The sequence below is a fragment of the Plantibacter sp. 2H11-2 genome, assembly GCF_050031945.1.
Classification (GTDB): Bacteria; Actinomycetota; Actinomycetes; order Actinomycetales; family Microbacteriaceae; genus Plantibacter; species Plantibacter auratus.
On sequence record NZ_JBNBBL010000002.1, the window covers coordinates 190,416 to 214,789 of the forward strand.

General features: G+C 69.5%; 23 protein-coding genes. 9 read left to right on the top strand and 14 right to left on the bottom strand.

Annotation, left to right across the window (positions count from 1 at the left end):
- The first annotated feature begins 88 nt into the window (after window positions 1-88).
- Together ACQG07_RS05245 and ACQG07_RS05250 are read left to right on the top strand one after the other, a co-directional pair.
- Window positions 89-3,181: a lamin tail domain-containing protein gene (locus ACQG07_RS05245; protein WP_426737665.1), complete on the top strand. Its 3,093-nt coding sequence runs from the start codon at window positions 89-91 to the stop codon at window positions 3,179-3,181.
- Window positions 3,182-3,611: 430 nt separating this feature from the next.
- Window positions 3,612-4,418, top strand: a complete 807-nt coding sequence (locus tag ACQG07_RS05250; protein WP_426737666.1) for a MerR family transcriptional regulator — start codon at window positions 3,612-3,614, stop codon at window positions 4,416-4,418.
- Between the two features lie 12 nt (window positions 4,419-4,430).
- On the opposite strand, the gene ACQG07_RS05255 is transcribed toward ACQG07_RS05250, so the two are convergent.
- From ACQG07_RS05255 to ACQG07_RS05285, 7 genes are all read right to left on the bottom strand, one after another.
- Window positions 4,431-5,315 carry a DUF2268 domain-containing protein gene (locus ACQG07_RS05255; protein ID WP_426737667.1) on the bottom strand — a complete coding sequence of 295 codons (885 nt, stop codon included), beginning with the start codon at window positions 5,313-5,315 and terminating at the stop codon, window positions 4,431-4,433.
- A gap of 254 nt (window positions 5,316-5,569) precedes the next feature.
- Window positions 5,570-6,535 (bottom strand): N-acetylglucosamine kinase, encoded by a 966-nt coding sequence (locus tag ACQG07_RS05260; RefSeq protein ID WP_426737668.1) that lies wholly within the window; start codon window positions 6,533-6,535, stop codon window positions 5,570-5,572.
- Window positions 6,536-6,537: 2 nt separating this feature from the next.
- Window positions 6,538-7,710, bottom strand: coding sequence for an SIS domain-containing protein (locus tag ACQG07_RS05265; RefSeq protein ID WP_426737669.1), 1,173 nt, complete (start codon window positions 7,708-7,710; stop codon window positions 6,538-6,540).
- Between the two features lie 114 nt (window positions 7,711-7,824).
- Window positions 7,825-8,721, bottom strand: a complete 897-nt coding sequence (locus ACQG07_RS05270; RefSeq protein ID WP_202939352.1) for a carbohydrate ABC transporter permease — start codon at window positions 8,719-8,721, stop codon at window positions 7,825-7,827.
- Window positions 8,721-9,686 carry a carbohydrate ABC transporter permease gene (locus tag ACQG07_RS05275; protein ID WP_085513883.1) on the bottom strand — a complete coding sequence of 322 codons (966 nt, stop codon included), beginning with the start codon at window positions 9,684-9,686 and terminating at the stop codon, window positions 8,721-8,723. The genes ACQG07_RS05270 and ACQG07_RS05275 overlap by 1 nt, the downstream gene beginning before the upstream one ends.
- The gene (locus ACQG07_RS05280; protein ID WP_079706575.1) at window positions 9,686-11,041 is read right to left on the bottom strand and encodes an ABC transporter substrate-binding protein; all 1,356 of its coding nucleotides are present in this window, start codon (window positions 11,039-11,041) and stop codon (window positions 9,686-9,688) included. Before ACQG07_RS05280 ends, ACQG07_RS05275 begins: the two co-directional genes overlap by 1 nt.
- Window positions 11,042-11,103: 62 nt before the next feature.
- Window positions 11,104-12,420 (bottom strand): alpha-glucosidase/alpha-galactosidase, encoded by a 1,317-nt coding sequence (locus tag ACQG07_RS05285; protein ID WP_426737670.1) that lies wholly within the window; start codon window positions 12,418-12,420, stop codon window positions 11,104-11,106.
- Window positions 12,421-12,593: 173 nt separating this feature from the next.
- On the opposite strand from ACQG07_RS05285, the gene ACQG07_RS05290 reads away from it, so the two are divergent.
- The 4 genes from ACQG07_RS05290 to ACQG07_RS05305 all read left to right on the top strand — a co-directional run bounded on the left by ACQG07_RS05290 (window position 12,594) and on the right by ACQG07_RS05305 (window position 16,092).
- Entirely contained in the window at window positions 12,594-13,346 is a 753-nt protein-coding gene (locus ACQG07_RS05290) for a DeoR/GlpR family DNA-binding transcription regulator (protein ID WP_192006045.1), read from the top strand.
- Between the two features lie 214 nt (window positions 13,347-13,560).
- Window positions 13,561-13,908 carry a GntR family transcriptional regulator gene (locus tag ACQG07_RS05295; protein ID WP_137244023.1) on the top strand — a complete coding sequence of 116 codons (348 nt, stop codon included), beginning with the start codon at window positions 13,561-13,563 and terminating at the stop codon, window positions 13,906-13,908.
- Between the two features lie 80 nt (window positions 13,909-13,988).
- Window positions 13,989-14,984: a hypothetical protein gene (locus tag ACQG07_RS05300; RefSeq protein WP_426737671.1), complete on the top strand. Its 996-nt coding sequence runs from the start codon at window positions 13,989-13,991 to the stop codon at window positions 14,982-14,984.
- Between the two features lie 58 nt (window positions 14,985-15,042).
- Window positions 15,043-16,092, top strand: coding sequence for an aldo/keto reductase (locus ACQG07_RS05305; RefSeq protein ID WP_426737672.1), 1,050 nt, complete (start codon window positions 15,043-15,045; stop codon window positions 16,090-16,092).
- A 36-nt stretch (window positions 16,093-16,128) separates the two neighbouring features.
- Here ACQG07_RS05305 and ACQG07_RS05310 read toward each other — a convergent pair whose 3' ends face one another.
- From ACQG07_RS05310 to ACQG07_RS05320, 3 genes are all read right to left on the bottom strand, one after another.
- Window positions 16,129-16,686 carry a PKD domain-containing protein gene (locus ACQG07_RS05310; protein ID WP_426737673.1) on the bottom strand — a complete coding sequence of 186 codons (558 nt, stop codon included), beginning with the start codon at window positions 16,684-16,686 and terminating at the stop codon, window positions 16,129-16,131.
- 281 nt (window positions 16,687-16,967) lie between these two features.
- Window positions 16,968-17,534, bottom strand: coding sequence for a hypothetical protein (locus ACQG07_RS05315; RefSeq protein ID WP_426737674.1), 567 nt, complete (start codon window positions 17,532-17,534; stop codon window positions 16,968-16,970).
- 227 nt (window positions 17,535-17,761) lie between these two features.
- Window positions 17,762-18,352, bottom strand: a complete 591-nt coding sequence (locus ACQG07_RS05320) for a TetR/AcrR family transcriptional regulator (protein ID WP_191941863.1) — start codon at window positions 18,350-18,352, stop codon at window positions 17,762-17,764.
- An 83-nt stretch (window positions 18,353-18,435) separates the two neighbouring features.
- Between ACQG07_RS05320 and ACQG07_RS05325 the strand changes: the two genes are divergently transcribed.
- From ACQG07_RS05325 to ACQG07_RS05335, 3 genes are all read left to right on the top strand, one after another.
- Window positions 18,436-19,152, top strand: coding sequence for a TetR/AcrR family transcriptional regulator (locus tag ACQG07_RS05325; protein ID WP_137244018.1), 717 nt, complete (start codon window positions 18,436-18,438; stop codon window positions 19,150-19,152).
- A gap of 32 nt (window positions 19,153-19,184) precedes the next feature.
- On the top strand, window positions 19,185-20,849 hold the full coding sequence (locus tag ACQG07_RS05330) for an MDR family MFS transporter (RefSeq protein WP_426737954.1): 1,665 nt from the start codon (window positions 19,185-19,187) through the stop codon (window positions 20,847-20,849).
- A gap of 154 nt (window positions 20,850-21,003) precedes the next feature.
- Window positions 21,004-21,798, top strand: a complete 795-nt coding sequence (locus ACQG07_RS05335; RefSeq protein ID WP_124767452.1) for an SDR family NAD(P)-dependent oxidoreductase — start codon at window positions 21,004-21,006, stop codon at window positions 21,796-21,798.
- A gap of 17 nt (window positions 21,799-21,815) precedes the next feature.
- Here the strand turns inward: ACQG07_RS05335 and ACQG07_RS05340 are convergent, their stop codons facing one another.
- Genes ACQG07_RS05340 through ACQG07_RS05355 form a run of 4 tightly spaced genes read right to left on the bottom strand, consistent with a single transcriptional unit; the run spans window position 21,816 to window position 24,353 of the window.
- Window positions 21,816-22,379, bottom strand: coding sequence for an SRPBCC family protein (locus ACQG07_RS05340; RefSeq protein ID WP_137244017.1), 564 nt, complete (start codon window positions 22,377-22,379; stop codon window positions 21,816-21,818).
- A complete protein-coding gene (locus ACQG07_RS05345; protein ID WP_426737675.1) occupies window positions 22,376-22,837 on the bottom strand; it encodes a hypothetical protein in 462 nt (153 codons plus the stop codon). The genes ACQG07_RS05340 and ACQG07_RS05345 overlap by 4 nt, the downstream gene beginning before the upstream one ends.
- On the bottom strand, window positions 22,834-24,069 hold the full coding sequence (locus tag ACQG07_RS05350) for a serine/threonine-protein kinase (protein ID WP_426737676.1): 1,236 nt from the start codon (window positions 24,067-24,069) through the stop codon (window positions 22,834-22,836). The genes ACQG07_RS05345 and ACQG07_RS05350 overlap by 4 nt, the downstream gene beginning before the upstream one ends.
- Window positions 24,070-24,092: 23 nt before the next feature.
- Window positions 24,093-24,353, bottom strand: coding sequence for a DUF6458 family protein (locus ACQG07_RS05355; protein WP_426737677.1), 261 nt, complete (start codon window positions 24,351-24,353; stop codon window positions 24,093-24,095).
- Between the last annotated feature and the right edge of the window lie 21 nt (window positions 24,354-24,374).

Here is a 24,374-nt window from a genome sequence, read left to right on the forward strand (position 1 = left end):
ACCTCCCGGTCACCGCCGCTCCTCCACCCGGCCACCCCGCGCCGATGGGATGGGACACGATCCCCGTCCCTTCGTGCCCTGGAGACCCATGCCCCGCCTCAACCGCGTGTTGACGATGACCGCCGCGTGCGCCATCGCCGCCACCGCACTCATCGCGACGCCCGCCGCCGCCATCGCCGCCCCAGCGCCGGGGCTCCAGATCAACGAGGTCGAGTCCTCCGGGGGCGTCCCCGGCGACTGGATCGAGTTCACCAATACCGCGTCGACCGCGGTCACGCTCGACGGCTGGGTCGTGAAGGACAACAAGGACGACAGCAACTACGCGTTCCCGGCCGGCACCGTCGTCGAGCCCGGTGCGTTCCTCGTCGTCGACGAGGACCAGCTCGGGTTCGGCCTCGGCAAGGAGGACTCGGTCCGCCTGTTCGACCCGACCGCCGCGATCGCCGACGAGTACTCGTGGACCGCACACGCGCCGGTCACCTACGGCGTCACCGCCGACCGCGCCGGCTGGGCCGAGACCACTGAGTCGACGAAGGGCGCTGCGAACATCTTCACCGCACCCGAGGCCCCCGAGACCGACGGTGAGATCCGCATCAACGAGATCGACTCCCAGCCATCCGACTGGGTCGAGTTCTTCAACCCCGGCACGACGGCCCTCGACATCTCGCGCTACGAGATCCGCGACAACTCCGACGACCACCGCTGGCAGTTCCTGCCCGGCACGTCGATCACCCCCGGCGAGTTCCTCGTGGTCGACGAAGCGACGATCGGCCTGGTCGGCGGCACCGAGACGCAGGGAGCGTTCCGCGACCCGATCGGCATCGGCAGCGCCGACGAGATCCGCCTGTTCGACGCGACCGGCACGCTCATCGACCGCTCGGGAACGTGGAGTGGCCACGCGGCCATCGATGGTGACTTCATCGCCGCGACGCTCGCCCGCTGCCCCGACGGTGAAGGCGACTTCACGCTTGCACGCATCACCAAGGGGGCCGCGAACGACTGTGTCCTCCCGAACGTCGCGATCAACGAGGTCGAGTCGAACAACGACGCGACCGACTGGGTCGAGATCGTCAACCTCGAGGCGACCGCGCTGGACATCTCCGGCTGGACGCTCATGGACAACGACCCGGTGGGTCACGCTGCCGACACGACCCCGCTGCCCGCGGGAACGATCCTCGAGCCCGGCGCCCACTTCGTCTTCGACCAGAACGTGAACTTCGCGTTCGGGCTCGGCAACGGCGACACCACCACCGTGCGGAACGCCGCCGGCGCGACGGTCGCCGAGTACACCTACGCGGCCCACGCGGACGGCGTCTTCGCGCGCTGCCCCGACGGCACGGGCGAGTTCGTCGACACCGCCGTCTCCACCAAGGGCCTGCGCAACGCTTGCGGCAACCCGGTGCGCATCAACGAGGTCGAGTCCGACGGCGGTTCGCCCGACGACTGGATCGAGCTCGTCAACCCGACGACCGCCGCGCTCGACGTCTCCGGCATCGTCGTGAAGGACGACGACGACACCCACGCCTACGCCATCCCCACCGGCACGAGCATCGCGGCCGGCGGCTACCTCGTCATCGAGCGCGCAGCCCTCGGCTTCGGGCTCGGCGGCGGCGACACGGTCCGTCTGTTCGAGGGCGACGCACTGCTCGACTCGACCACCTGGGGCGAGGGACACCCGGCGAACACCTGGGGACGCTGCCCCGACGCGACCGGCGCCTTCGCTGCGACGGCCGAGGCCACCAAGGGCACGGCCAACGTCTGCGCCGGTGAAATCCCGGTCGGTCCGTGGCCCGGTTCGCCCGATGTGACGGTGCTCGACACCACGCCGATGTTCCTCGAGGACAGCTCAGGACTCGACACCCAGGTCACCGCCGACGGCGCGTTCCTCTGGGCGGTCGACAACGGCACCGGCTCGTTCTGGAAGCTCGCGATCGCCGCCGACGGTTCCGTCTCGTTCGTCGACGGTTGGGAGAACGGCAAGCGCGCCCGCTTCCAGAAGGACGCGTCGAACCCCTCCGCAGCCGGCCCCGACACCGAGGGCATCACCGTCGACGGCGCAGGTTCCGTCTATGTCGGTGTCGAGCGCGACAACAGTGTGAAGGGCACGACGCTCAACGCCGTGCTCAAGGTCGACCCGAACGCGCCCGGCCCCGACGTCGTCGCCTCCCAGGAGTGGGACCTCACGGCCCTGCTGCCGACGGTCGGTGCAAACCTCGGTGTCGAGGCCGTCGAGTGGGTGGCAGACGGCGACCTCGCCGGCAAGCTCTTCGACGACAACACGAAGGCGACGTACGACCCGGCGGACTACGCGGGCCACGGTGACGGGCTGTTCTTCGTCGGCGTCGAGGACACCGGCGACGTCTACGCGTTCGCACTGAACGCCGACGGCTCGGCCACGCTGATCTCGACGATCGACCCGGGCCTCCCGGCGGTCATGGCGCTCGACTACGACACGACGCTCGGCGTGCTGTGGGCCGTGTGCGACGACGGCTGCGCGGGCACCGGTGCGCAGATCACGTTGAACGGGACCGAGCAGCCCGGGATCGCTCAGGTCGAGCGTCCGGCGGGACTGCCCAACCTCAACAACGAGGGCTTCGCGACCGCGCCGGCCTCCCTGTCGGTCGACGGCAAGCGTCCCGTGTACTGGTTCGCCGACGGCTACGCTTCCGAGGCCCTTCGTCTCGGGTCGCTGCCCGGAACGACCACGCCGCCCGTGACGCCCCCGACCGGTGGGGTCACGCCACTGCCTGGGACGAGCCTCACCGAGGCCAACCGCGGTGCGATCACGCTCGCGGACACGGTGCGGCGGGGCGAGACCGTGACGGTCGGCCTCGAGGACCGCTTCGCCGCGACGGCCGTCGAGGTGTGGCTGTACTCGACGCCGGCGCGGATCGCCGCCGGCACGACGAACGCCGCCGGTGACCTGCTGGCGACGATCCCGGCCGACGCGACGTTGGGCGACCACCGGGTCGCGGTCTACGCGGCGGACGGCTCGATCATCGGCTGGACCGAGGTGCGGATCGTCGCGGCCGACGGGACGAGCGTCGACGGTTCTGCGTCGGGTGGGGCGCTCGCGACCACCGGTGCCGAGCTGCCGTTCGGCACGATCGGTGCGGGGGTCCTGCTGGTCCTCCTCGGTGGGGTCCTCGTCGCGATGCGTGCGCGTCGCCGGGCGGTCTGACCGACTGAAGGTCCTACGGCCCCGGGAGCGCACTGCTCCCGGGGCCGTTCGCGTCACCGGTCGCTCCGGCCCGCGGTGTGTGGTGGTGTTGGTGCCAGCGCGGTGCTGTGACGTGACCGCGGGTCTGGCGCGTGGGCGCGGGTCTCCGGAGGGGCGCGCTCGCGGGTGTGGGGTGCGCCCACGCCGGGAGGCGCACGCTCGCGCCGAGTCGGGCGCGCTCGCGCCGGCGCACCGCGCTGGCGAGTTCGGTACCGGTGTCACCGCGGTGCGGTGGGGCTGAGCGCGGGTCTGGCGCGTGGGCGCGGGTGCCCGGAGGGGCGCGCTCGCGGGTGTGGGCCGCGCCCACGCCGGGTCGGGTGCACTCGCGTCAGCGCACCGCGCTGGCAGCAGGCAGAGGACGCAGGTCGAGGCCGGGTGCGATGCTGGGTGGATGGACGAGCGCAGGAGGGCCGAGGGTGGCGTGACCGTCGGTCGGGCGGCGGCCGAGATCGGCGTCAGCGTGCGGACGCTGCACCACTGGGACGAGATCGGCGTCGCGCAGCCGTCCGGAAGGAACGAGAGCGGCTACCGCTCGTACCTGCCCGTCGACATCGCCCGCCTCCGCCGGGTCGTCCTCCTGCGTGACCTCGGGGTCCCGCTCGCTCGCATCCCCACCCTGCTCACCGCGCCGGCCGCCGAACGACGGGCGGAGCTCACGCAGCGTCGGCACGAACTCGACGACACCATCAAACGACTCGAAGCCGTCGCCCGATCCGTCGACCGCCTGCTCGAAGCCGACGAGGTCGGCGTGCTCGTCCCCGAGGAGCAGCGCCAGGCGGTGTTCGGCGACGACTGGAACCCCACGATGGCCGAGACAGCTCGCGCCCGCTGGGGCGACTCCGCGCAATGGGCCGAGTACGCCGAACGGTCCGCGACCCGCACGCCGGACGACTGGCGGGTGCTGGTCGGACCCATGCGCGACCTGGTCGACGAACTCGCCGAGGCCGAGCGCGCCGGTGTCGCCGCCGGAAGCGCGACGGCGGACACCCTCGCCGAACGGCATCGCGCCGCCCTCAGCGAGTACTTCCACTGCACGCCGTCCATGCACGTGATCATCGGTCGCCTCGCCCTCACGGAGCCCGGCATGGCCGACACCTACGACCGGATCGAGCCCGGCCTCGCCGCGTGGCTCTCACACGTCATCGACGAGAACGCGCGCAACCACGGCGTGGACCCCGAGACCGCCGTCTGGGAGTGAGAGCGTTCCGCCTCAGCCCAGCTCGCGGAGTGCCACCTCGATGATCGTCGCGCTCGGAACGTGTAGCGCCTCCGCGGCGGTCGTCCCCGTCGCTAACAGGTACGCGTCGACGAGGCGGTTGCCCGCTGCATACCCGGCACCCATCGGCAGACCGACCGGCTCGCCCCCGTATCGCAGCGCGGCTTCGTCACCGTGCACCCACGAGACGAAGTGCTGCATCCCGCCGACGTCGAGACCCTCGACGACCCGGTCGAACACCGCGTCGTCGTCGAGGTGCGCGACACCGATCGGCGTGTAGCCGGACGGTCCGTGCAACTGCCGGGCGAACGCGTCCGCGAGCCCCTCCGACACCACCTGCTCACCGACCACGACGGCCGCCGGATCCCACACCACCCCGCCCGGCGCGTATCGCAGATTGTGGTTGAGTTCGTGGACGGCGGCCGCCTCGAGGCGCGCGAGGTTCTCCTCCGTCGGCCAGAGGATGAGGGAGATGAACCCGGTCGCGCTGCCGTTGCCGATGAATCCGCGGATCGACTCCATGAAGTAGGTGTCGTCGGGGTCGCCGAGGACGAGCAGGACGGTGATGTCGGGGACGACGAGGGTCGGCACCGCCGCGAGCTGGGTGGCGACCGCCGCGTCGAGTGCCCGCGAGATCCGTCCCCACGCGTCCGCCGCGACGAGCCGGTCGAGGCCGTCGACGACCCGATCCCGGCTCCGATCGATCGGGAAACCCGAGCCCATCGTGTGCATGGCGAGCAGGTCGACCTCGCCGGGGAAGTACCGGTACATGTCGGCGACGGGCTCGAGCATGGCGCGGAGTCGCGCTGGTCGTTCGGCTTCCGGCGCGTCGAGGACGGAACGCATACCGCTGGCGGTGTCGAGGATCGTGATCGTCATGGTGACGACGCTAAAGTCTCACGCCGCGTGAGGGTCAAGTGCCCTACCCCGGGAAGCTGCCAGCGCGGTGCGCTGACGCGAGGGTGGTGTACCCGGCGTGACTGCTGCATAACCGGCGTGACCGCTGCACAACCGGCGTGACCGCACCCCGCGCGCGCGAGCGCGACCCTCCGGAGACCCGCGCTCACGCGTCAGACCCGCGGTCGCGTCAGCGCACCGCGCTGGCCCAAGGCGACGGCGGGCGGAGGAGCGGGCTACCGGGAGCGCAGCACTTCGAGCGCCTGGGGCGAGAGCGGCGACCCGGCGCGCTTCGCGGCGTACAGTGCGGCGCCGATCGCCGGACCCAAGAGCGGGGTCCGGAGTTCGTACCGGGCGGGCAGCGCCGCGATGGCCTGCTCGAAACCCGACCGCACCGGCTCAGCGGAGAACACCCCGCCCGAGTACGACACCGGAACGACCTCGTCGCCGCTGAAACCGAGCTCCACGCGGGTCGTCTCGACGATCTCCGCCAGCTCCCCGCTCGCGTCGGCCAGGATCCGCGCCGCGACCTCGTCACCCTGCTCGGCCGCAGCGACGACCGTCTTCGCGAGATCCGCGATCCGGCCGCGCTGACCCTTCCAGCGGTTCATGACGACGTCGATCACATCGAGGTCGCTCGTGATCCCGACCCTCGCCCGCACGAGGTCGACGAGCGGACCGCGCGGCAGGCGACCATCGCTCATCCGCGTGAAGGCGTTCAAGCCCCGGGCGGCGATCCAGTACGCCGAGCCTTCGTCGCCGAACAGTTCGCTCCACCCGCCGACCCGGTGCCCGCGGCCACGGCGCTCGCCGTACGTCATGGAGCCCGTGCCGCTGATCACGTTGATCCCATCGACGGCGCCGAGCGATCCGGCCCACCCGCACACCATGTCGTTGTCGCAGGAGAACCGGTCATGACCGAGCACGTCGCGCGGCAGCGCATCGAGGTGGGCGATGTCGGAACTCACCTCGCCGTACCCGGGCAGACCGAAGAAGGCCTGATCGATGTCGGCGGTCGTGACACCCGCCTGCCGGCACACCTCCGAGACACCCTCGATGAGGATGCGACCGACCAGCTCGATCCCCTCGTCGAAGTAGTAGCAGCTCGCCGTCCTCACTTCCGCGAGCACCCGTCCGGCGTCGTCGAGCAACACGAAGGCCGTCTTCGACCCGCCGCCGTCGACGCCGAGGTACCGCGCCACGACTACTGCGCCTGCAGCTGAGCGGCGACACTCCGAGCGTCGACGCCGCCGTCGAACTCGTGGATCCGGACGCCCTGCACGACGCGGTTCACCGTGCCGCTCGGGAACGGGTTGTCGGGCGTCGCGCCGAGCTGGAGCGAGTACGACAGGCCGAGCAGCTGGGCGACGAGCACGTAGCCGATCGCAAGCTGCGCGTCGTCGAGGCCGGCGAGCTCGGGCAGCACCCAGTCGTACGCCGTGGCGTCGGCGACCGGCTCGGAGGAGATCGCGATCACGCGTTCCGGCGACAGCGTGGCGCGCAGTTCGGTGACGATGTCGAGGTCGTACCGCCGCGTGTACGGGTCGGACGACAGGTAGACGACGACGAGCGTGCTGTCGTCGACGACCGCCTTCGGTCCGTGACGGAACCCGAGCGCCGAGTCGTAGTAGGTGACGATCCGTCCGGCGGTCAGTTCGAGCAACTTGAGCGCCGACTCGCGGGCCAGACCGGTGAGCGGGCCGCTGCCGATGTAGACGACGCGTTCGCACCCCTCGTTGGCGAGCGCGCGGATGTCCACCTCGCGCTGGTCGAGGATCGTCGTCGCTCCGGCCGCGAGCGTCTGCACCGCGGCGTCGTCAGCGCCGCCGAGGATGAGGAGGACCGAGAGCAGCATCGAGCTGAAGCTCGACGTCATCGCGAAGCCCTCGTCGTTCGACCGCAGGGGCATGAGGACGGTGAGCGACGAGGCGCGGTCGTGGTGGCGTCGGTACAGCTCGCCGGTCTCGTCGCACGTGATCACCAGGTGGTGCACCTCGGCGAGCGACTGGTCGGCGAGTTCCGTCGCGGCCACGCTCTCCGGGCTGTTGCCGGAGCGGGCGAACGACACGAGGAGCAGCGGGACGTCCTCGGCGAACGACTCCCGCGGGTTGGAGACGATGTCGGTGGTCGCGACGGCGTCGATCCGGCGACGGAGCGTCCGGGTCAGGGCCGGTGCCGCGATCTCGCCGATGAAGGCCGAGGTCCCCGCCCCGGTCAGGACGACACGCAGCTCGGGTCGTGCCAGGAGCGGTGCGAGGAACGCGTCGATCTCCTCGCGGCGGGCGGCGATCCCCGTCGACGCCTCGAGCCAGACGTCGGGCTGCTGGGTGATCTCGCGGACGGTGGCTTCCGAACCGACGATGGTGGTGATGGACACGGGTTGCTCCTGGGGTGGGTCGAGATGATGAGGGGGAGTTGCGAGGTAGCGATGTTGGTTGAGCGTTCGACGCGCGCGGCGATGGACGTGATCCTGCCATGCCGGGATCGGTGCCTACCCCTTGAGGCCTGAGAAGGTCATGGTCGCCACGAACTGCTTCTGGGCGAAGAGGAAGAACACGATCAGCGGGAGCGTGGCGACGACGTTGCCGGCCATGAGGAGCGCCCAGTCCGTGCGGCGCGCGCCCTGGAAGTTCGTGATGCCGAGCTGCAGCGTGAAGGCCTGGTCGTTGTTGATCGCGATGAGCGGCCAGACGAGGTCGTTCCACGAGCCCAACAGGGTGAAGATCGCGAGCGTCGCCAGCGCGGGCTTCGCGAGCGGCAGGATCACCCGGAAGAACACCTGCAGGCGGGTGCAGCCGTCGATGAGCGCGGCCTCCTCGAGCTCCGCCGGCAGCGACAGGAAGAACTGCCTCATGAGGAAGATGCCGAACGCGGACGCCAGCCACGGCACGATCGCCGCCCCGAGGCTGTCGATGAGCCCGATCCGGGAGAACAGGATGTAGGTCGGGATCATGAGCAGCTGCGTCGGGATCATGATCGTCGCGACGATCATGAGGAAGCCCATCGTCTTGCCCCGGAACTTCAGGCGCGCGAACCCGTAGCCGGCGAGCGAGCAGAGCACGAGGTGGGACAGGACCGCGACCGTCGACACGATGACCGTGTTGCCGAGCCAGAGCAGGATGTTCGACTCGGAGAAGAGCTTCGCGAACCCGTCGAAGGTGATGTGCGAGGGGAGGATGCGGGGCGGATAGGTGTTGATCTCCGACTCCGGCGTCACCGAGGTGATGAACATCTGCACGAACGGGATGGCGAAGATGATCGCGATCGGGGCGAGCACGAGATGCCAGGGGCTGAACCGCCGACGCGTGCGTCGTTCGGCGGGCGGAGCGGTCACGGACGACTTGCCGGTGGCGGCGTCGCCGCGTGGTGGGGTGGTCAGGACGGTCATCAGAATGCCTCCACGTTGGAACGGCGGGAGTACAGGACGACACCGATCGTGGCGATGAGTGTCACCACGAACAGCCCGTAGGCGACCGCGGAGCCGTACCCGAACTGCAACTGCTTGAACGCCGCGTCCCAGAGGTAGAACACGATCGTCTGGGTGGCGCCGAGCGGGCCGCCCCTCGTGGTGGTGTACACGAGGTCGAACAGCTGAATCGCCTGGATGAACTGCCAGATGGCGACGAACACGGTGACCGGCCCGAGCTGCGGGAAGGTGATGCGCCAGAACGACTGCCAGGCGTTCGCACCGTCGATCCGTGCCGCCTCGAGCAGTTCGGAGGGGATGTCCTGCAGTGCCGCCAGGTAGATGACGGTCGTGAACGCGGCCTGCCCCCAGAGCGACATGATCGTGATGACGACCATCGCCTGCCCCTGGTCTTCGAGCCAGCCCTGCGCCGGGAGTCCGAGGAACCGGAACACGGTGTTGAGGAGCCCGAACTGCGGGTTGAAGAGGTAGGTCGTGAGGATGCCGGTCGCGGCGGCGGAGGCGACGAAGGGGACGAAGATCGCCGTGCGGTAGACACCGATGAAGCGGATCCGGCGGTTGAGCGCGACGGCGAGGAAGAGTCCGAGTCCGAGCGACGCCGGGACGAACAGCAGTGTGTAGACGACCGTGTGGACGACGGCCGCCTGCAGCTCGTCGTTGCCGATCATGCTGGCGTAGTTCTCCAGCCCGACCTGCTCCGGCTCGCTGAACCCGTCCCACTTCTGGAGCGACAGGAAGAACGCCCAGATCGCGGGGAAGATCGACAGGCCCAGCACGATGAGCATCGCCGGGGCGACGAAGCCCCAGCCGGTGAGGCTGTCGCGGAACCGTCGTCCGGAACGGCGGGGCCGGGCCGGAGCGCGCTCGGCACGCTCCGGCTTCGGCTCCGTCGATGGACGTGTGTCGCGTCCGGCGACCGTGGACATCAGTCCTCCGCCAGGGCGTCGTCGGCGGTCTTCGCGGCGTCCTCGAGCGCTTGCTTCGGATCGCCCTGGCCCTGCAGCACCGAGGAGATCGCCTTGCCGATGGCCTCCGACAGCCCGACGTAGCCGGGCACCGTCGGGCGGGCCTGCTTGGCGTTGACGCCGTTCTCGGCCATCACGTCGAGGCCGGGCAGCTGAGCCACCTGCGCCTGGAACTCGGGGGTGTCGATCTCGCTCGAGCGCAGCGGGAGGTTGCCGTAAGCGACGTTCCACTTGAGGTCCTGCTCCGAGTCGGTGAGCCACTTCGTGAACTCGTACGCCCAGTACTCGCGGTTCTTGTCCTTGTGGTCGAAGAGCGCCCAGACGTCGGGGCCGGAGACGGTCTGGTGGTCGCCGTCGGTGCCGGGGAGGACGGTGACGCCGTACTTCGTGCCCTTCGTTTGCAGCGTCGACAGCTGCCACGGGCCAGAGGTGATCATGCCGATGCGGTCGCTGGCGAACAGGTCGCCGAACTTCGTGTCGGTCTGGTCGAGGTAGACGCTCTTGTCCTCGACCGCCATGTCGCGGAGGAAGGTCAGTGCGTCGACGCCTGCATCCGAGGCGAACTCGGCCGTCTTGGCGTCGTCGGAGATGATCGATCCACCGTTCTGCCAGAGGTGCGGCCAGAACTGCCAGGTCGTCTCCTCGCTGCCCGACACCGAGTACGCGTAGCCGTAGGTGTTCGTCGCCGGGTCGGTGAGCTGCTTCGACGCCTCGCGGAAGTCGTCCCAGGTCCAGTCGGCCGTGGGGTAGTCGACGCCGGCCGCATCGAACACGGTCGTGTTGTAGAGGAGGGAGATGTTGTCGACCACGGCGGGGAAGCCGATCGTCTTCTCACCGGTCGGCTGCACCGTCTTGCGGGCCGCCTCGGAGAACTCGTCCCACTTGACGTCGGGCTCGGCCACCTGGTCGGTGATGTCGAGGGTGCGGCCGGACGCCTCGAGTCGGCTCGCCCAGGAGCCGAAGGCGTACGAGACGTCGGGGTAGTTGCCGCCCGCGAAGCTCGCGGAGAGCTTCTGCAGGAGGTCCTCCGTGGACGGCGCGCCCGAGGACACGTCGATGGTCACGTTGGGGTGCAGCTTCTCGAAGTCGTCGACGAGGCCGGTGAGGATCTGCTGCGCGGCGTCGGCCTGCCCGGTCCAGAAGGTGAGTTTCACCTTCGCGTCCTTGTCGAGCGTCGTGGCACCGGAGGATCCGCCGGCGCACCCGGAGAGCGCGAGCGCTCCGACGGCGAGGACGGCGGTCGCGGTGATGAGGCGACGTGCGCGGCGGGCGTGCGGTGAGGTGGAAGCGTGGATCGTGGAACGGGGTGGGAACATCGGTGGTCGTCTCCTGTGTCGATCGTTCGGGAAGGAATCGGTTCGGCGGTGCGTCGGGTCGGTCAGATGCGGTCGGCGGGGATGATCTCCCGCAGCGGCTCCGGCAGCAGCTCGCCGTGCGCGGCGACGAGGTCGTTGCACAGCTCCCAGATCTGCTCGGGCGTGAGGGTGGACGAGGCGTTCGGGTCCATGAGGACCGCCTGCCGGATGAGCGTCGGGTTGCCGGTGCGGGCGGCCTCGATCGTCAGCTCGGCGACGGAGACGTACGGGCGGTTGAGCGCGGCGCACTGCACGGGCAGGGCGCCCATGGGCTGCGGAGCGATGCCGTTCCCGTCGACCTGGACCGGGACCTCGACGACGGCACCCTGCGGCAGGTTGTCGATGAGGCCGCGGTTGACGACGTTCCCGTGGATGAGTCGCGGTGTGTCGGTCACGAGCGAGTGGATGAGCTGCGGCGCGTACTCGCTCGCCTCGTCCTCGAGCGTCAGCGGGGTCCCGGCCGCGAGGGCGGCCTTCGTCGCCTCGAACTCCGCGACGTTCTCCTCGCTGATGCCGAGGTACTCGAGTGGCTGGAGGCGGAAACGCTCGACCTGCTCGGGGGAGCGGAGGAACCACGACAGGTACTCGGAGGAGTGCTCACTCGTCTCGGTGGGGTAGTAGCCGATGCGGCGGAACATCTCGACGCGCACGCGGCGGCTGAGCTCCGGGTCCTCGCGGATGCGGTCGCGCAGGGCCGGGTAGAGGTCGCGGCCCTCGTGGGTCCACTCGAGCAACCACGACTGGTGGTTGACTCCGGCGGCTCGGTAGCTCGTGCCCTCGATCGGCACGCCGACGAGCTCGCAGAGGTCGTTCACCGTCCAGAACACGCTGTGGCAGAGGCCGATCGCGCTGATGTCGGGGGCGACGACCGACGCCCACCAGATGTTCATCGCCATCGGGTTGGTGTAGTTCAGGAGGTGGGCGTCCGGGCAGATCTCCCGCATGTCGGCGGTCAGCGCCGAGAGCAGCGGGAAGGTGCGGAGGGCGCGGAAGACGCCGCCGACGCCGGTGGTGTCGCCGATGGTCTGCAGGAGACCGCGGGCCGCTGGGATCTCGAGGTCGGAGACGGTCGCGTGGATGCCGCCGACCTGGACCATGTTGATCACGAAGTCCGCACCGGCGAGGGCGCGACGACGGTCGGACTCCGCCGAGATCGTCGCCCGGCCGTCGAGGCGTTCGTCGACGTGGCGGGCGGTGCCCTCGGCCACGGCGAGGCGTTCGGGGTCGATGTCGTGCAGGACGATCTCGAGGCCGGCGAGGTCGCGGTAGCGGAGGAGGTCGGCGATGAGTTGGCGGGTGAAGACGACGCTGCCCGCCCCGATGAAAGTCACTCGTGTCATGGAGTGATCATCGACTACAGTGATCGAACCGAGCAAGAACTTGATCGGAAATCGATTGAAATGATCACTTTCGCTGAGCAGAGCCGTCGGCGACGAGGGAAGGGTTCGCCGTGGGAGGACCGACCGCAGCCGAGCTCTCGCGACACGCTCCGTCCGGGAAACGCAGTCAGCGGATGCGCGCCATCCTCGCGCTCCTCGCGGCGGAGGACGCCGTCGTCTCGATCGACGACCTCACGACCCGGCTCGACGTGTCGGCCCCGACGATCCGGCGCGACCTCGCCGACCTCGACGACCTGGGCCTCGTCCTCCGGACGCACGGTGGCGCTCGGGCGGTGGAATCGCGCGACGAGGTGCCCGTGCGGTTCCGCGACACGCAGTTCCGCGAGGCCAAGCGTCGGATCGCCTTGCGCGCGGCGGAGATGATCCCCGCGGGACCGTACGCGATCGCCCTGAGTGGTGGCACCACCACGGCGGCGGTCGCCAAGGAGTTGAGTAACCGGGCGGAACTGACGATCGTGACGAACTCGCTCACCACGGCGACCGAGATCGCCTCCCGGCCGAACCTGCAGGTGATCATGACGGGAGGCCTGGTGCGCTCCTCGTCGTTCGAGGCGGTGGGGGCGCTCGCCGAGAACACCTTCAGCGCGATCAACGTGGGTACAGCGATCCTCGGGACCGACGGCATCAGTGCGCAGGGTGGAGCGACGACGCACGACGAGCGTGAGGCGCGGACGAACCTGGCGATGGTGCTACACGCGCAGCGGGTCATCGTGGTCGCCGACGGTTCGAAGGTCGGGCGGGTCACGCTCGCGCGCATGGCCGAGTTGGGGCAGATCCACGACCTCGTGACCGACTCCTCCGCCGACCCCGACGAGCTCGAGCGCCTGGCGGCCGCGGACATCGCCGTCCACGTCGTCGAGCTCTGACCGGTCCTCCTTCCTCTGCTGCGGCTTGGGCCAGCGCGGTGCGCTGACGTGAGCGCGGGCCTCCGACGTGAGCGCTGGTCTCTGGAGGGGCGCGCTCGCGGTTGTGGGGTGCGCCCGCGCCGAGTGGCGCACATTCGCGTCAGCGCACCGCGCCGGACCTCAACCCCACAGATGTCGCGGGCGCGGACGGCATTGTTCTAGTACTATTGCAAACATGTTGTTCCGCGTCGATCCCACCTCCGCGGTCTCGCTCGCCGAGCAGATCGCGGTGCAGGTGCGCTCCGGCATCGCGACGGGCGCGCTTGCACCGGGGGAGCGCCTCCCGCCCGCCCGCGACCTCGCCCGAGCACTGCAGATCAACATGCACACGGTCCTCCGCGCCTACGGAGAGCTCCGCGACGACGGACTCATCGGGATGCGACAGGGCCGCGGCGCGTGGGTGAACGAGGACGCAGCGCCGGGCCTCGTCCGGGTCAACGAACTCGTCGCCCAGCTCGTGACCGAGGCACGCAAGTTCGGGATCTCGCCGACGGACCTCAGCCGGATGATCGAACGCACCTGACGATCCCCGACGCCAACCGCACGACCCCGTCAGTCGACGACACCGACGATCAGACCACCTCAGCAGCTCAGGGGGAGCACATGCACGAAACCACCACCACACCGCCACCGGCAGCACCAGCGCGCGGACGAATCGTCCTGGCCGGCTTCGCCATGGCCGTCCCGGCGATCGCGATCGCACTCACCCGGCTCGTCTGGGGCGATGCGATCCCCGTCGACGTCGCCTCGCACTGGTCGGGCACCGGGGCACCGGATGACTCCCTGCCCGCCGCGGGCGTCTTCCTCGTGACGCTGATCATCGCGTCCGTCGCCGCGATCACAGCCATCATCCTGCTCGCCCTGCCGAAGCCGGACATGCGCACCAAGCGCATGATCATCCTCTTCATCGGCATCGCCGCCGGGTCGGCCGCGTCCGTGTGGATCATCCCCACCTGGCTCACTGTGCAGGCGGGATCGGTCGACGGTGCCGTCCTCGGCTGGTGGGTCGTCCCGCTCGCCGCGTGCTCGCTCTGGGGTGTGATCCCCGCCGTGATCCTGCCGGCTCAGCCGCTGCTCGCCGGTGCAGCTGCACGACCGGCGCCGATGGACCTCGGCGAGACCGAGGTCGGTGCCTGGAGCCGGAGTGTCACAGCCCTGCTGTTCCTCTGGCTCGCCCTCGCCCTCGTCGCGATCGGCGCCGTCGCCTACACGCCGATCCTGCTGGGCGGCGAGTCGGGCGTCGCGATGTTCGGTCTGTCGATCCTCGCCCTCGCGACCCTCCTCTGCGCCTCGTTCATCCGGCTCCGCGTGAGCGTCGACTGGCGCGGCCTCCGCGTCGTCTCGCTCTTCGGCATCCCGATGAAGCGCATCCCCCTCGACCAGGTCGACGTCGTCGAGGCCACCGACATCCGCCCGATGGACTGGGGCGGCTGGGGGTACCGGATCATGCCCGGCCGCTCGGCCGTCGTGCTGCGCTCCGGCCCCGGACTCGTCGTCACGAGCACCTCGGGCAAGCAGTTCGCGATCACGGTCGACGACCCCGAGGAACCCGCCGCGCTCTTGCAGGCACTCGCCGCCCGCGCCGGCTCGCGCGTCTGACGTTGCACCGCGTGACGAACCGGACGTCCAACCTCTCCTGACGCCGTACGGTGAATCCATGAGCGAAGCACCCCTGGCCACGGAGCCGACCACGACCGCGCTGCCCTCGACCACGATCGGAGTCGGCGACACCGCCGCGCAGGTCGGCGCCATCGGGTACGGCGCGATGTCCATCGCCGGCACCTATGGGGCGATCGCCGACGCCGATGTCACCACGATCCTCGACGCCACCCTGGCGAGCGGCGTGAACCTCATCGACACCGCGAACGTCTACGGCGACGGTCGGAGCGAGGAACTCCTCGGCCGGTACCTGACCGGGCGCCGCGATGACGTCTTCCTCGCGTCCAAGGTGGGCATCGTCACCGGCGGCGGCATCGGCAAACGAGGGATCCGTGGCGACCGCGCCCACCTCCACGAGCAGATCGACGGGACGCTCACCCGCCTCGGCACCGACCACCTCGACCTCTACTACCAGCACCGCGTCGACCCCGACATCCCGATCGAGGAGACGGTGGGGGCGCTCGCGGAACTGGTCACCGCGGGCAAGGTCCTCCGCATCGGTCTGTCCGAGGCGACGGGCGACGAACTCCGCCGCGCGCATGCCGTACACCCGATCGCCGCGATCCAGTCCGAGTGGAGCATCGTCAGCCGCGACATCGAGACCTACGTGGTCCCGATGGCGGCGGAGCTCGGCGTGACGGTCGTCGCGTTCTCGCCGCTGTCGCGCGGGCTGTTCACCGAGGACTTCACGGCCGAGACGGTGCCACTCGGGGGGACGCGAGCGAACTTCCCGCGCTTCCAGCCCGAGCACCTCGCGGCGAACCTCGAACTGGCCGCACGCTTCCGCACCCTCGCCCACCGCATCGGGACGACCGCGGAGGCGCTCGCGCTCGCCTGGGTGCACGACCGAGGACAACAGCTCGGCGCGCGGGTCGTCTCGATCCCCGGCACCCGGAGCGTCGCGCACCTGCACGCGAACCTCGAGGCGTTCCAGGTGGAGCTGACGGACGAGATCCGAGCCGAGATCGACACCTATGCCGACCAGGTGAGCGGTCCGCGGGCCGCCGACCCGAACTGGGTGTCGGGCGGTCGCGAGGGGCTCATCTGATCGGGACCGAGCTCGAGCACGGTTCCGGTCACGCGGTCAGCAGCCGATGGCTGGTTTGCCGGGGCGGCAGGGTTTGTCGACGCCCACGGTCGAGTTGCGGACGATCTGGACCGTGTGGGGTTCTTCGGTCGGGATCGAGAGGGTTCCGACGACGGGCAGCCACCCGCTGTCGCCGATGCGGTACTCGGCGGCGTACTCGATCTCGACGGTGATGGTCTTGGTCCCGACCGTCGTGTAGCGGTGGCTGGTCGGGGTCTTGGAGAACTCCGCGAGTCCGAGGGCAGCCCACGTGGATCCGCCGGTCCGGGTGGTGGTCGTGTCGCCGTCGCTGTAGTCGTAGGTGAATCCGACGGGGATGAAGTTCACCTCTGCGACCTGGCCCAAGAGGGTGCCGGTGCGGGTGTGTCCGGAAGCAGCTGCGATGACGTTGGTGTGGAGCCCGCGCACTCCCCAGGCGGCGGGTTCGGTGGTGACGGTGGGTGCGGCGGGGGCGAAGCTGGCGACGTCGCGGATCGTGACGGGGGCCGCCGGTGCTGCTTCGAGGTCGGTGCCGAGGTCGCCGGGGGTGAAGGTGTAGCACTCGTCCGGCCGCATGAGGCTGCAGACCGTCCGCTCTCCGTTGGGCCCGTCGGTCACCCCGGGCGGCAGCTCAGCTGAGCCGCCGCCTTCGTCGTCGCCTCCGCCCGTTCCGCCGCCGGAACCACCGCCAGTGCCAGGGCGTTCGACGCTGCCGCCGATGTCGACCGAGCCGTTACCAGCGCATCCCCAGATCGCATCCGCGGACCCGCAACTCGCGGCCCTCGCAGGTCCAGGAGCGGCCATTGTGATCGTCATTCCCGCGACGAGAGCCATGGCGAGCGTTGCAATTGCCGTCTTCACGCGCATGATGAAGCACCTTCTTCCGCATCCTTCGACGTGATGAGGAAGCGGCCGGAGCTTGCCGGGTCAACGCCGAGGGATATCTCGAATCCGATGGCGGGCAGGCGGTCAGGTTGCGGTTGGGGTTGACCGTTCGCATCCAAAATCTCGACGGATCCGATGATCTCGCATGCAAACGCTCGAGCGACGACTCCGACTGAGTCGGGCGAGTTGTAGAACTCGCGGACCTGGACACCGGACAGAGTTATATCTCCTCGGGTGCTGTAGCCGCCATCGCGCATTCGGGAGTAGGCCTCGTATTCGATCGCCGCGACGTCGGCGGACGCGATCACATCGATGCGCTCCGGATTGACGCCTCCCTCATGGAGGATCGTGTTCGAGATGTCGAGGAACTGTTGATAGATCTCTGTCACCGCCGCAAGAGCCTCCTCCTCGTTCTCGAAGACCGGAGGCGTGCTCATCGGTGACAGGGCTGGCGCTGGGCCGGTGCAGGCCACCAGGCCGAGGAGTCCTGACACGAAGGCCAGCGTGGAAACAGTTCGAGGCAGCAGGGTCTTGGGCATCCCTCGACGCTAAGCGCACCCACACTCCAGCCCAGGGTTATCCACAGAGCAGATATGCCTACACCGACATATGCCGCGCAACGGACTTATTCGCCAGCGCGGTGCGCTGGCGTGAGCGCACCCCGGAGGACTTGAGCGCGGGTCTCCGGAGGGGCGCGCTCACGTGAGGGACCCGCGCTCGCGTCAGCGCACCGCGCTGGCGTCAGGCCCAGGCCCAGGCGCCGAAGTCAGGAGCGGCCGAGCCACCAGGCGGGGGAGGCCGCGATGACGGTGCGGGCCGCGGCGTCGATGTCGTCGAGGTCACCGGATCGGAGCCACTCCTCGATCGCCGCGACCGTGCCGGCACCGGCGTAGGCCACGAGCATCCGCACGTGTCGCTCGGGCGTGATGCCGTCCTCGCGAGGTGGGGCGATGTGCGGGTGTCGGTCGAGGTGGTGCGCGAGCGCCTGCTCGATCCGCTCGGTGAGCGCGTCACGCAGGGGTCCGATGAGCCGGGGGCGCATGGCGTTGCGGTAGATCGTCGCGTGCTCGGCGACGTGACGCAGGAGGTCGCGTTCGGACTCGTCGAAGACGCTCAGCGTCGAGTCGCTGTGCGCCGGCAGATCGGCGTGCGCCTGGAGCGTCTCATCCAGTTCCTCGCCGAGCACGTCAGCGAGCAGGTGGACCGGCGTCGCGGCGTGACGGTAGAAGGTGTCGCGGGTGATCCCCGCCACCCGGGACACTTCCGCAACGGTCACCTGGTCGATGCGCTTCGCCGCCGCGAGGGTGTGGATCGCGTCGCGAAGGGCACTGCGGGTTCGTGCCTGACGAGGGTCCATGCGTTCACTCTAGTGAGGCCCGACCAGTCGGCTCGTGCACCGAGTTGCACCCCGGCTCGGAGAGTGCAATACTGCACTTCGTGATGCAGAGTGCAACTTCGACGAATCGGCTGTCCGACCGGATGGCCGCCACCGCCGCGCGCCTGACGACCGTGTCGCGTCGACTCACGGCCGCACAGGGGCTCAACGGCTTCACGATCGAGGAACTCTGCGAGGAGGTCGGCGTCTCGCGTCGCACCTTCTTCAACTACTTCCCGAGCAAGGAGGACGCCGTCCTCGGCATCGACGAGACCGAGGAGACCGAGCGGTTCGCCACCGAGTTCCTCGCCCTCGGCTCGCGGGGGTGGCGCGCCGTGCTCGACGACTTCATGCTCATCGCGGCCGGCCACGCGGAGCGGTCCGGGTTCGGTCTGGCCGAGCACGTCGACTTCCACGCCGCCCTCGAGCGCGAACCCAAGTTGCTGGTCCGGTTCATGGGCCTCAACCGTGAGCGCGAGCAACTGCTCGTCGAGCTCATCGCCGTGCGGGAAGGCGTCCCGGCAGACGACCCGCGTGCCCGCGCCTGCGCCGACCTCTTCGGGATGGCGATCAAGACGACGATGGCGCGCGTCTTCGGCAGCGGCGTCGCCGACATCGGCCAGGGCGGGGAGTTCGACATCGTCGGCTCCATCCGCGACTGCCTCGCGACGTATCGCGCCATCCTCGAGCCCGACGACCCCGAATCCGCCGACGCCGGACCCGCCGCCGCCGCGCCTCAGCATCCCCACACGAACCCCACCCCCCGAAAGGACCTCCAGTGACCGCCGCCACCGCCGCACCCACCGAGGGCCCGATGCTGCTCACCAAGCGCCGCATCTGGATCATCTTCGCCGCCCTCATCGCGGGCATGCTGCTCTCCAGCCTCGACCAGACGATCGTCTCCACCGCCATGCCGACGATCGTCGGACAGCTGGGCGGCGTCGACCACCAGGTCTGGCTCACCACCGCCTACCTCCTGGCGACCACGATCGTCATGCCCGTCTACGGCAAGTTCGGTGACGTCCTCGGTCGTCGTCGCCTCTTCCTCGTCGCGATCGCCCTGTTCACGATCGCCTCCGTCGGTTGTGCGTTCGCGGGTGACTTCACGCAGCTCATCGTCTGGCGAGCCGTCCAGGGCCTCGGTGGCGGTGGCCTCATGATCCTGTCGCAGGCGATCATCGCCGACATCGTGCCCGCCTCCGAGCGCGGCAAGTACCTCGGCCCGCTCGGCGCCGTCTTCGGTCTCTCCGCCGTCGGTGGCCCGCTCCTCGGTGGCTTCTTCGTCGACCACCTCACCTGGCAGTGGGCGTTCTACATCAACATCCCGGTCGGCATCGCCGCCTTCGCGATCGCGTTCTTCACGCTGAAGTTGCCGAACAAGAAGGCGACCGCGCCGATCGACCTCCTCGGCGTGATCTTCCTCTCGGCGTTCACCACCTGCCTCATCTTCTTCACCGACTTCGGTGGCGACGCTGCGCACGGTTGGGGTGCCATCGAGACCTGGATGTTCGGCATCGGCATGCTGCTCGCCGCGCTGCTCTTCGTCATCACCGAGGCGCGCGCCAAGGACCCGATCATCCCGCTGTCGCTCTTCAAGAACCCGACGTTCATCAACGCGACCGCGATCGGCCTCACGCTCGGCCTCGGCATGTTCTCGGCGATCGGCTTCGTGCCGACGTTCCTCCAGATGTCGTCCGGCACCTCGGCAGCCGCATCGGGCCTGCTCATGATCCCGATGATGGTCGGCCTCATCGGAACCTCGATCGTCTCGGGGAACCTGATCACCAGGACCGGTCGCTACCGGATGTTCCCGGTCATCGGCACGCTCGTCACCGCCGCCTCGATGGTCGCGTTCACGACGCTCACGGCGGACACCCCGATCTGGCTGATCTGCGTCTTCCTGTTCTTCTTCGGCGCCGGTCTCGGCCTGATCATGCAGGTCGTCGTGCTCGTCGCCCAGAACTCGGTGGACGCGTCGATGGTCGGAACCGCGACCAGCACGAACAACTACTTCCGCGAGGTCGGTGCGTCGCTCGGTGTCGCCGTGTTCGGCACGATCTTCACCACGCGCCTCACGGCCAACCTGAAGGACGTGTTCGCGAGTTCGGGTGCCAGCGCGGGGGACGCTTCCAATGCGGCGGCGACGATCGACCCGCAGACGCTCAGCCAGCTTCCGCCGGGCATCCGCGACGGTGTCGTGACCGCCTATGCCGACGCTCTCGCCCCGGTGTTCTGGTACCTGCTGCCGTTCATCGGCGCGGCCTTCCTGCTGTCGTTGTTCCTCAAGCAGATCCCGCTGTCCGACGTCGCCGGGCTCATCGCCCGCGGCGAGGCGGTCGGCGGGGACGAGGCGGAGTCGCTCGAGGCCGCAGCGCGCGGCAAGGTGCCTGCTTCGACCACCGGGGCACCCGCGTTCGACCGGGCCTCGGGTGGCGACGGTGAACTGGCGGACGCTGATCGCGAGCAGTCGCCGCGGTAGGACTCGGCCGCTGCCTGACGCCGGCCCTGGGACACGTCGTCCCGGGGCCGGCGTCGTCATGCTGAGGCCTGCCTGAAACTATCTGACATGTGACTGATAGATGCGTATGCTGGGGGGTGCTCGCCAGAGCCGGTGAGCAGAACGGAGCGGCATCATGTCGAATGCATCAATCCAGGGCCGGTTCGCCGGCAAGGTCGCGATCGTCACCGGGGGCGTGTCCGGCATCGGGGCGAAGATCACCGAACGGCTGGTCGCCGAGGGCGCCTCGGTCGTCGTCGCGGACATCAATGCCGAGCTCATCGCGCGTGCCGCCGAGACCTTCGGCGATCGCGTGTGGGGTCGGCGCACCGACGTGACCGACGAGGCTGACTTCTCCGCGCTGGTCGCCGAGACCGTCGAACGCTTCGGCACGCTCGACACGCTCTTCAACGTCGCCGGTGGATCGCGCGCCGGGACGATCACCGACATCTCCTTCGAGGACTGGGACTTCACGGTCCGACTGAACCTCTACAGCGCCTTCAACGGCACTCGGCTCGCCGCCCGTCAGTTCCTCGCCGAGGGCAAGGCCGGGTCGATCGTCAACATCGCTTCGCTCAACTCGCTCGTCCCCATGCACTTCGGTGTCGGCTACACGGCGTCGAAGGCCGGCGCGGTCATGTTGACCAAGCAGGCGGCGCTCGAGCTCGGTGAGCATGGCATCCGGGTGAACGCCGTGTCGCCGGGTCTCGTCGCGACGCCGTTGACGAAGTCGCTGACCGACATCCCCGGTGTGCAGGCCGCGTACGACGAGCGCATCCCGCTCCGACGTGCCGCTGCGCCGGAGGAGATCGCCGCAGCCGCCCTGTTCCTCGCGAGCGACGACGCGTCGTACATCTCGGGCGACAATCTCGTCGTCGACGGTGCCTGGCAGACCACCGGCTATCCGGACCTGCGACCGTTCATGAGCTGATCAGGTGGGGCCGACGGCTAGCCCTTCGGGGAGACGACCTTGATGCGGGAGTGACCCGAGGGGCCGCCGGTCGACTCGATGTGGGTCTTGAACGCCTCGAGCGCCCCACGGACGACCCGTCCGGCGAGCCCGAGCGCCGCAGCGGTCCGCTCCACCGCGGACACCGGCTTCCAGTGCACCGTGACGTCCACGCGGGTCTGCTGCTTGTCGATCGCGTCGAAGGTGGCGTCGCCACTGAACCAGACGTCGCCCTCGATGGTGCGCCAGACCAGACGCTCCTCGGGGAGCTGCTCCAGGATCTCGACGAGGAACTGCCGCGAGAGCTTGCTGATCGCGACGGTCCAGCGACTGTAGACCTCGCCGGTCAGCTTCACCTCGCGGACAGCCGGCAAGAACTCCGGGTACGACTCGAAGTCGACCCACTGCTTGTAGACGGCGGCGATGGGGAGGTCGACGATGATGCTGTGCTGGACGGTCGAGACCCCGTCCTCCGCCGTACGGGTTCGCTTCGCCGTCTCTTCGTCCCCGGGCTCGAACGATCCGTCGTCGGGGGCGGAGTCTGTGCTCCCTCGTCGCTTCATTTGTCCTTCTTGTCCTTGTTCTTGCCGTTGTTGCCGTTGTTGCCGTTGTTCCCGTTGTTCCCGGAATCGTCCCCGCCTCCGTCGTCTTCGACCGGTGCAGCGGGTTCGGCCGGCGCGACCGAACTGGGTTCCGGGGTCGGCGTCGGGGTCTCGACCGCGGGGGAGAGTTCGGCGCGGACGAGCGCGATCGCCGCACGGATGTCCGCGGCTCGGGTCGCCGAAACGGTCCCAGCCGCCTCAGCAGCGGCCAGCTGCGCCTCGAGCGCGTCGAGAGCCGCGAGTGCACCCGCAGTGTCGCCGTCGGCGGCTGCGTTCGCGACCACGAGTACACGACTCTGCAGGTCGCGGCCGGTGTTCGCGTCGAGGTCTGCAGCCGGTCCGGCGCAGCCACTCAGGAGGGCGACGACGACCAACGGTGCTGCGAACAGCCGGAGCCCTCGGTTCCAGGAGTTCCTCATGGCGTCACCTCCCGCAGGAGTTCGTCCAGATGCGTCGACAACGGTTCGGGCAGAGTGGGCAGCGTCGGGGCAGGCGGCTGTGCCTGGGACACGATGAACCAGACGACGGCGACCGCGATCACCAGCAGCACGGCCGCGAGGATCAGCCAGCGTCGAAGGCGCCGCGGCTGGTGCGCTGCGACCTGTCGCCGTGCACCACCGTCGAGACGTCGCTCCGAGCGGCGAGTGCCGTCGAGCCCCGTGGTCGGGCCGGTCTCGGCGCGCGCGCCTGTCATCGGCGCGAACGGCGTCGTCGAGACGAGCGGCTCGGTCGCGGCCGTCGGTGCCGGGTCGGCGGTCGTCGTCATCGCAGGTGCCGAGGTCGCCACGGTCACATCCGCCGGGTCGAGCACGGGGTCCATCGCGCGGACGGTCGTCGCGACGTCGAGGGCGGTGGGGCGTTGCGCCGGATCGGCGGCGGTCATCGCGGTGAGCAGCGACTTCCACTGGTAGCCGAGCTCGCCGGGGATCGTCGGCGACGCGTTGAGGCGTGCCATGAGCGACTCGTGCGTGGTGGTCTGCGGGTAGGCGCGGCGACCGGTCAGGGCTTCGAGGAGGACGAGTCCGAGGGCGTACACGTCGGCCGGAGGGGCCGGATCCGCTCCACGGACGAGCTCAGGACTGAGGTAGGCGACCGTGCCCATCAGTGAGCCCGGCGCGGTCATGCGGGTGCTGTCGATGAGGTAGGCGATGCCGAAGTCGGCGAGCTTCGCGCGGTACTCCTGGTGGGGCAGGATCGTCGGTCGCAGCAGCACGTTGGACGGCTTGATGTCGCGATGGACGACCCGCGCCGCGTGCACCGTGTGGAGCGCCTCCGCGAGGTCGACGGCCATCGCGGCGACCTCGGACGACGGAAGCGGCGACCGAGCGATGCGTTGGGACAGCGTCGGGCCGTCGACGTGCTCCATGACGAGGTAGGAGCCGTCACCGGCCACGACCCTGGCGTCGAACAGGGTGACGAGGGCCGGGTGGTTCAACGACGCGAGCAGACGCGTCTCCGAGGCGGTCCTGGCGCCGTCGGTCGCATCGGTCGTTCCCGGGCGGAACAGCTTGACCGCCACCTTGCGCCCGAGCACCTCGTCGGTCGCCAGATGGACGGTCGCCATCCCGCCGGCACCGATCGGTCGCTCGAGTCGATACCGACCGTCCAGCAGTTCGCCGCTCTGGGACGGCGCGGTAGCGGGTTCGGTCATGGGTGGTGCGGCCGGTCCGGTCGTCAGAGGACGGGGCCGTCGTTGTCGGTCGTGCTGCGGCGGGTGACGCGTTCGCCGCTACCGGGGTCCACTGCGGAGCGCGTGGTCGAGGAGACCTGTCGGTGGCGGAGCACGAGCACGAGCGAGATGAGGAACACCACGGCGCCGGCGGCCATGAGGATGTACCCGATGAGCGTGAGGTCCACAGCGGGGACGTCGACGTTCACGGCGAAGGCGAGGATGGCGCCGATGACGATCAGGGCGATTCCGGTTCCGAGACCCATGAGTAGCTCCTCTTCTCGACG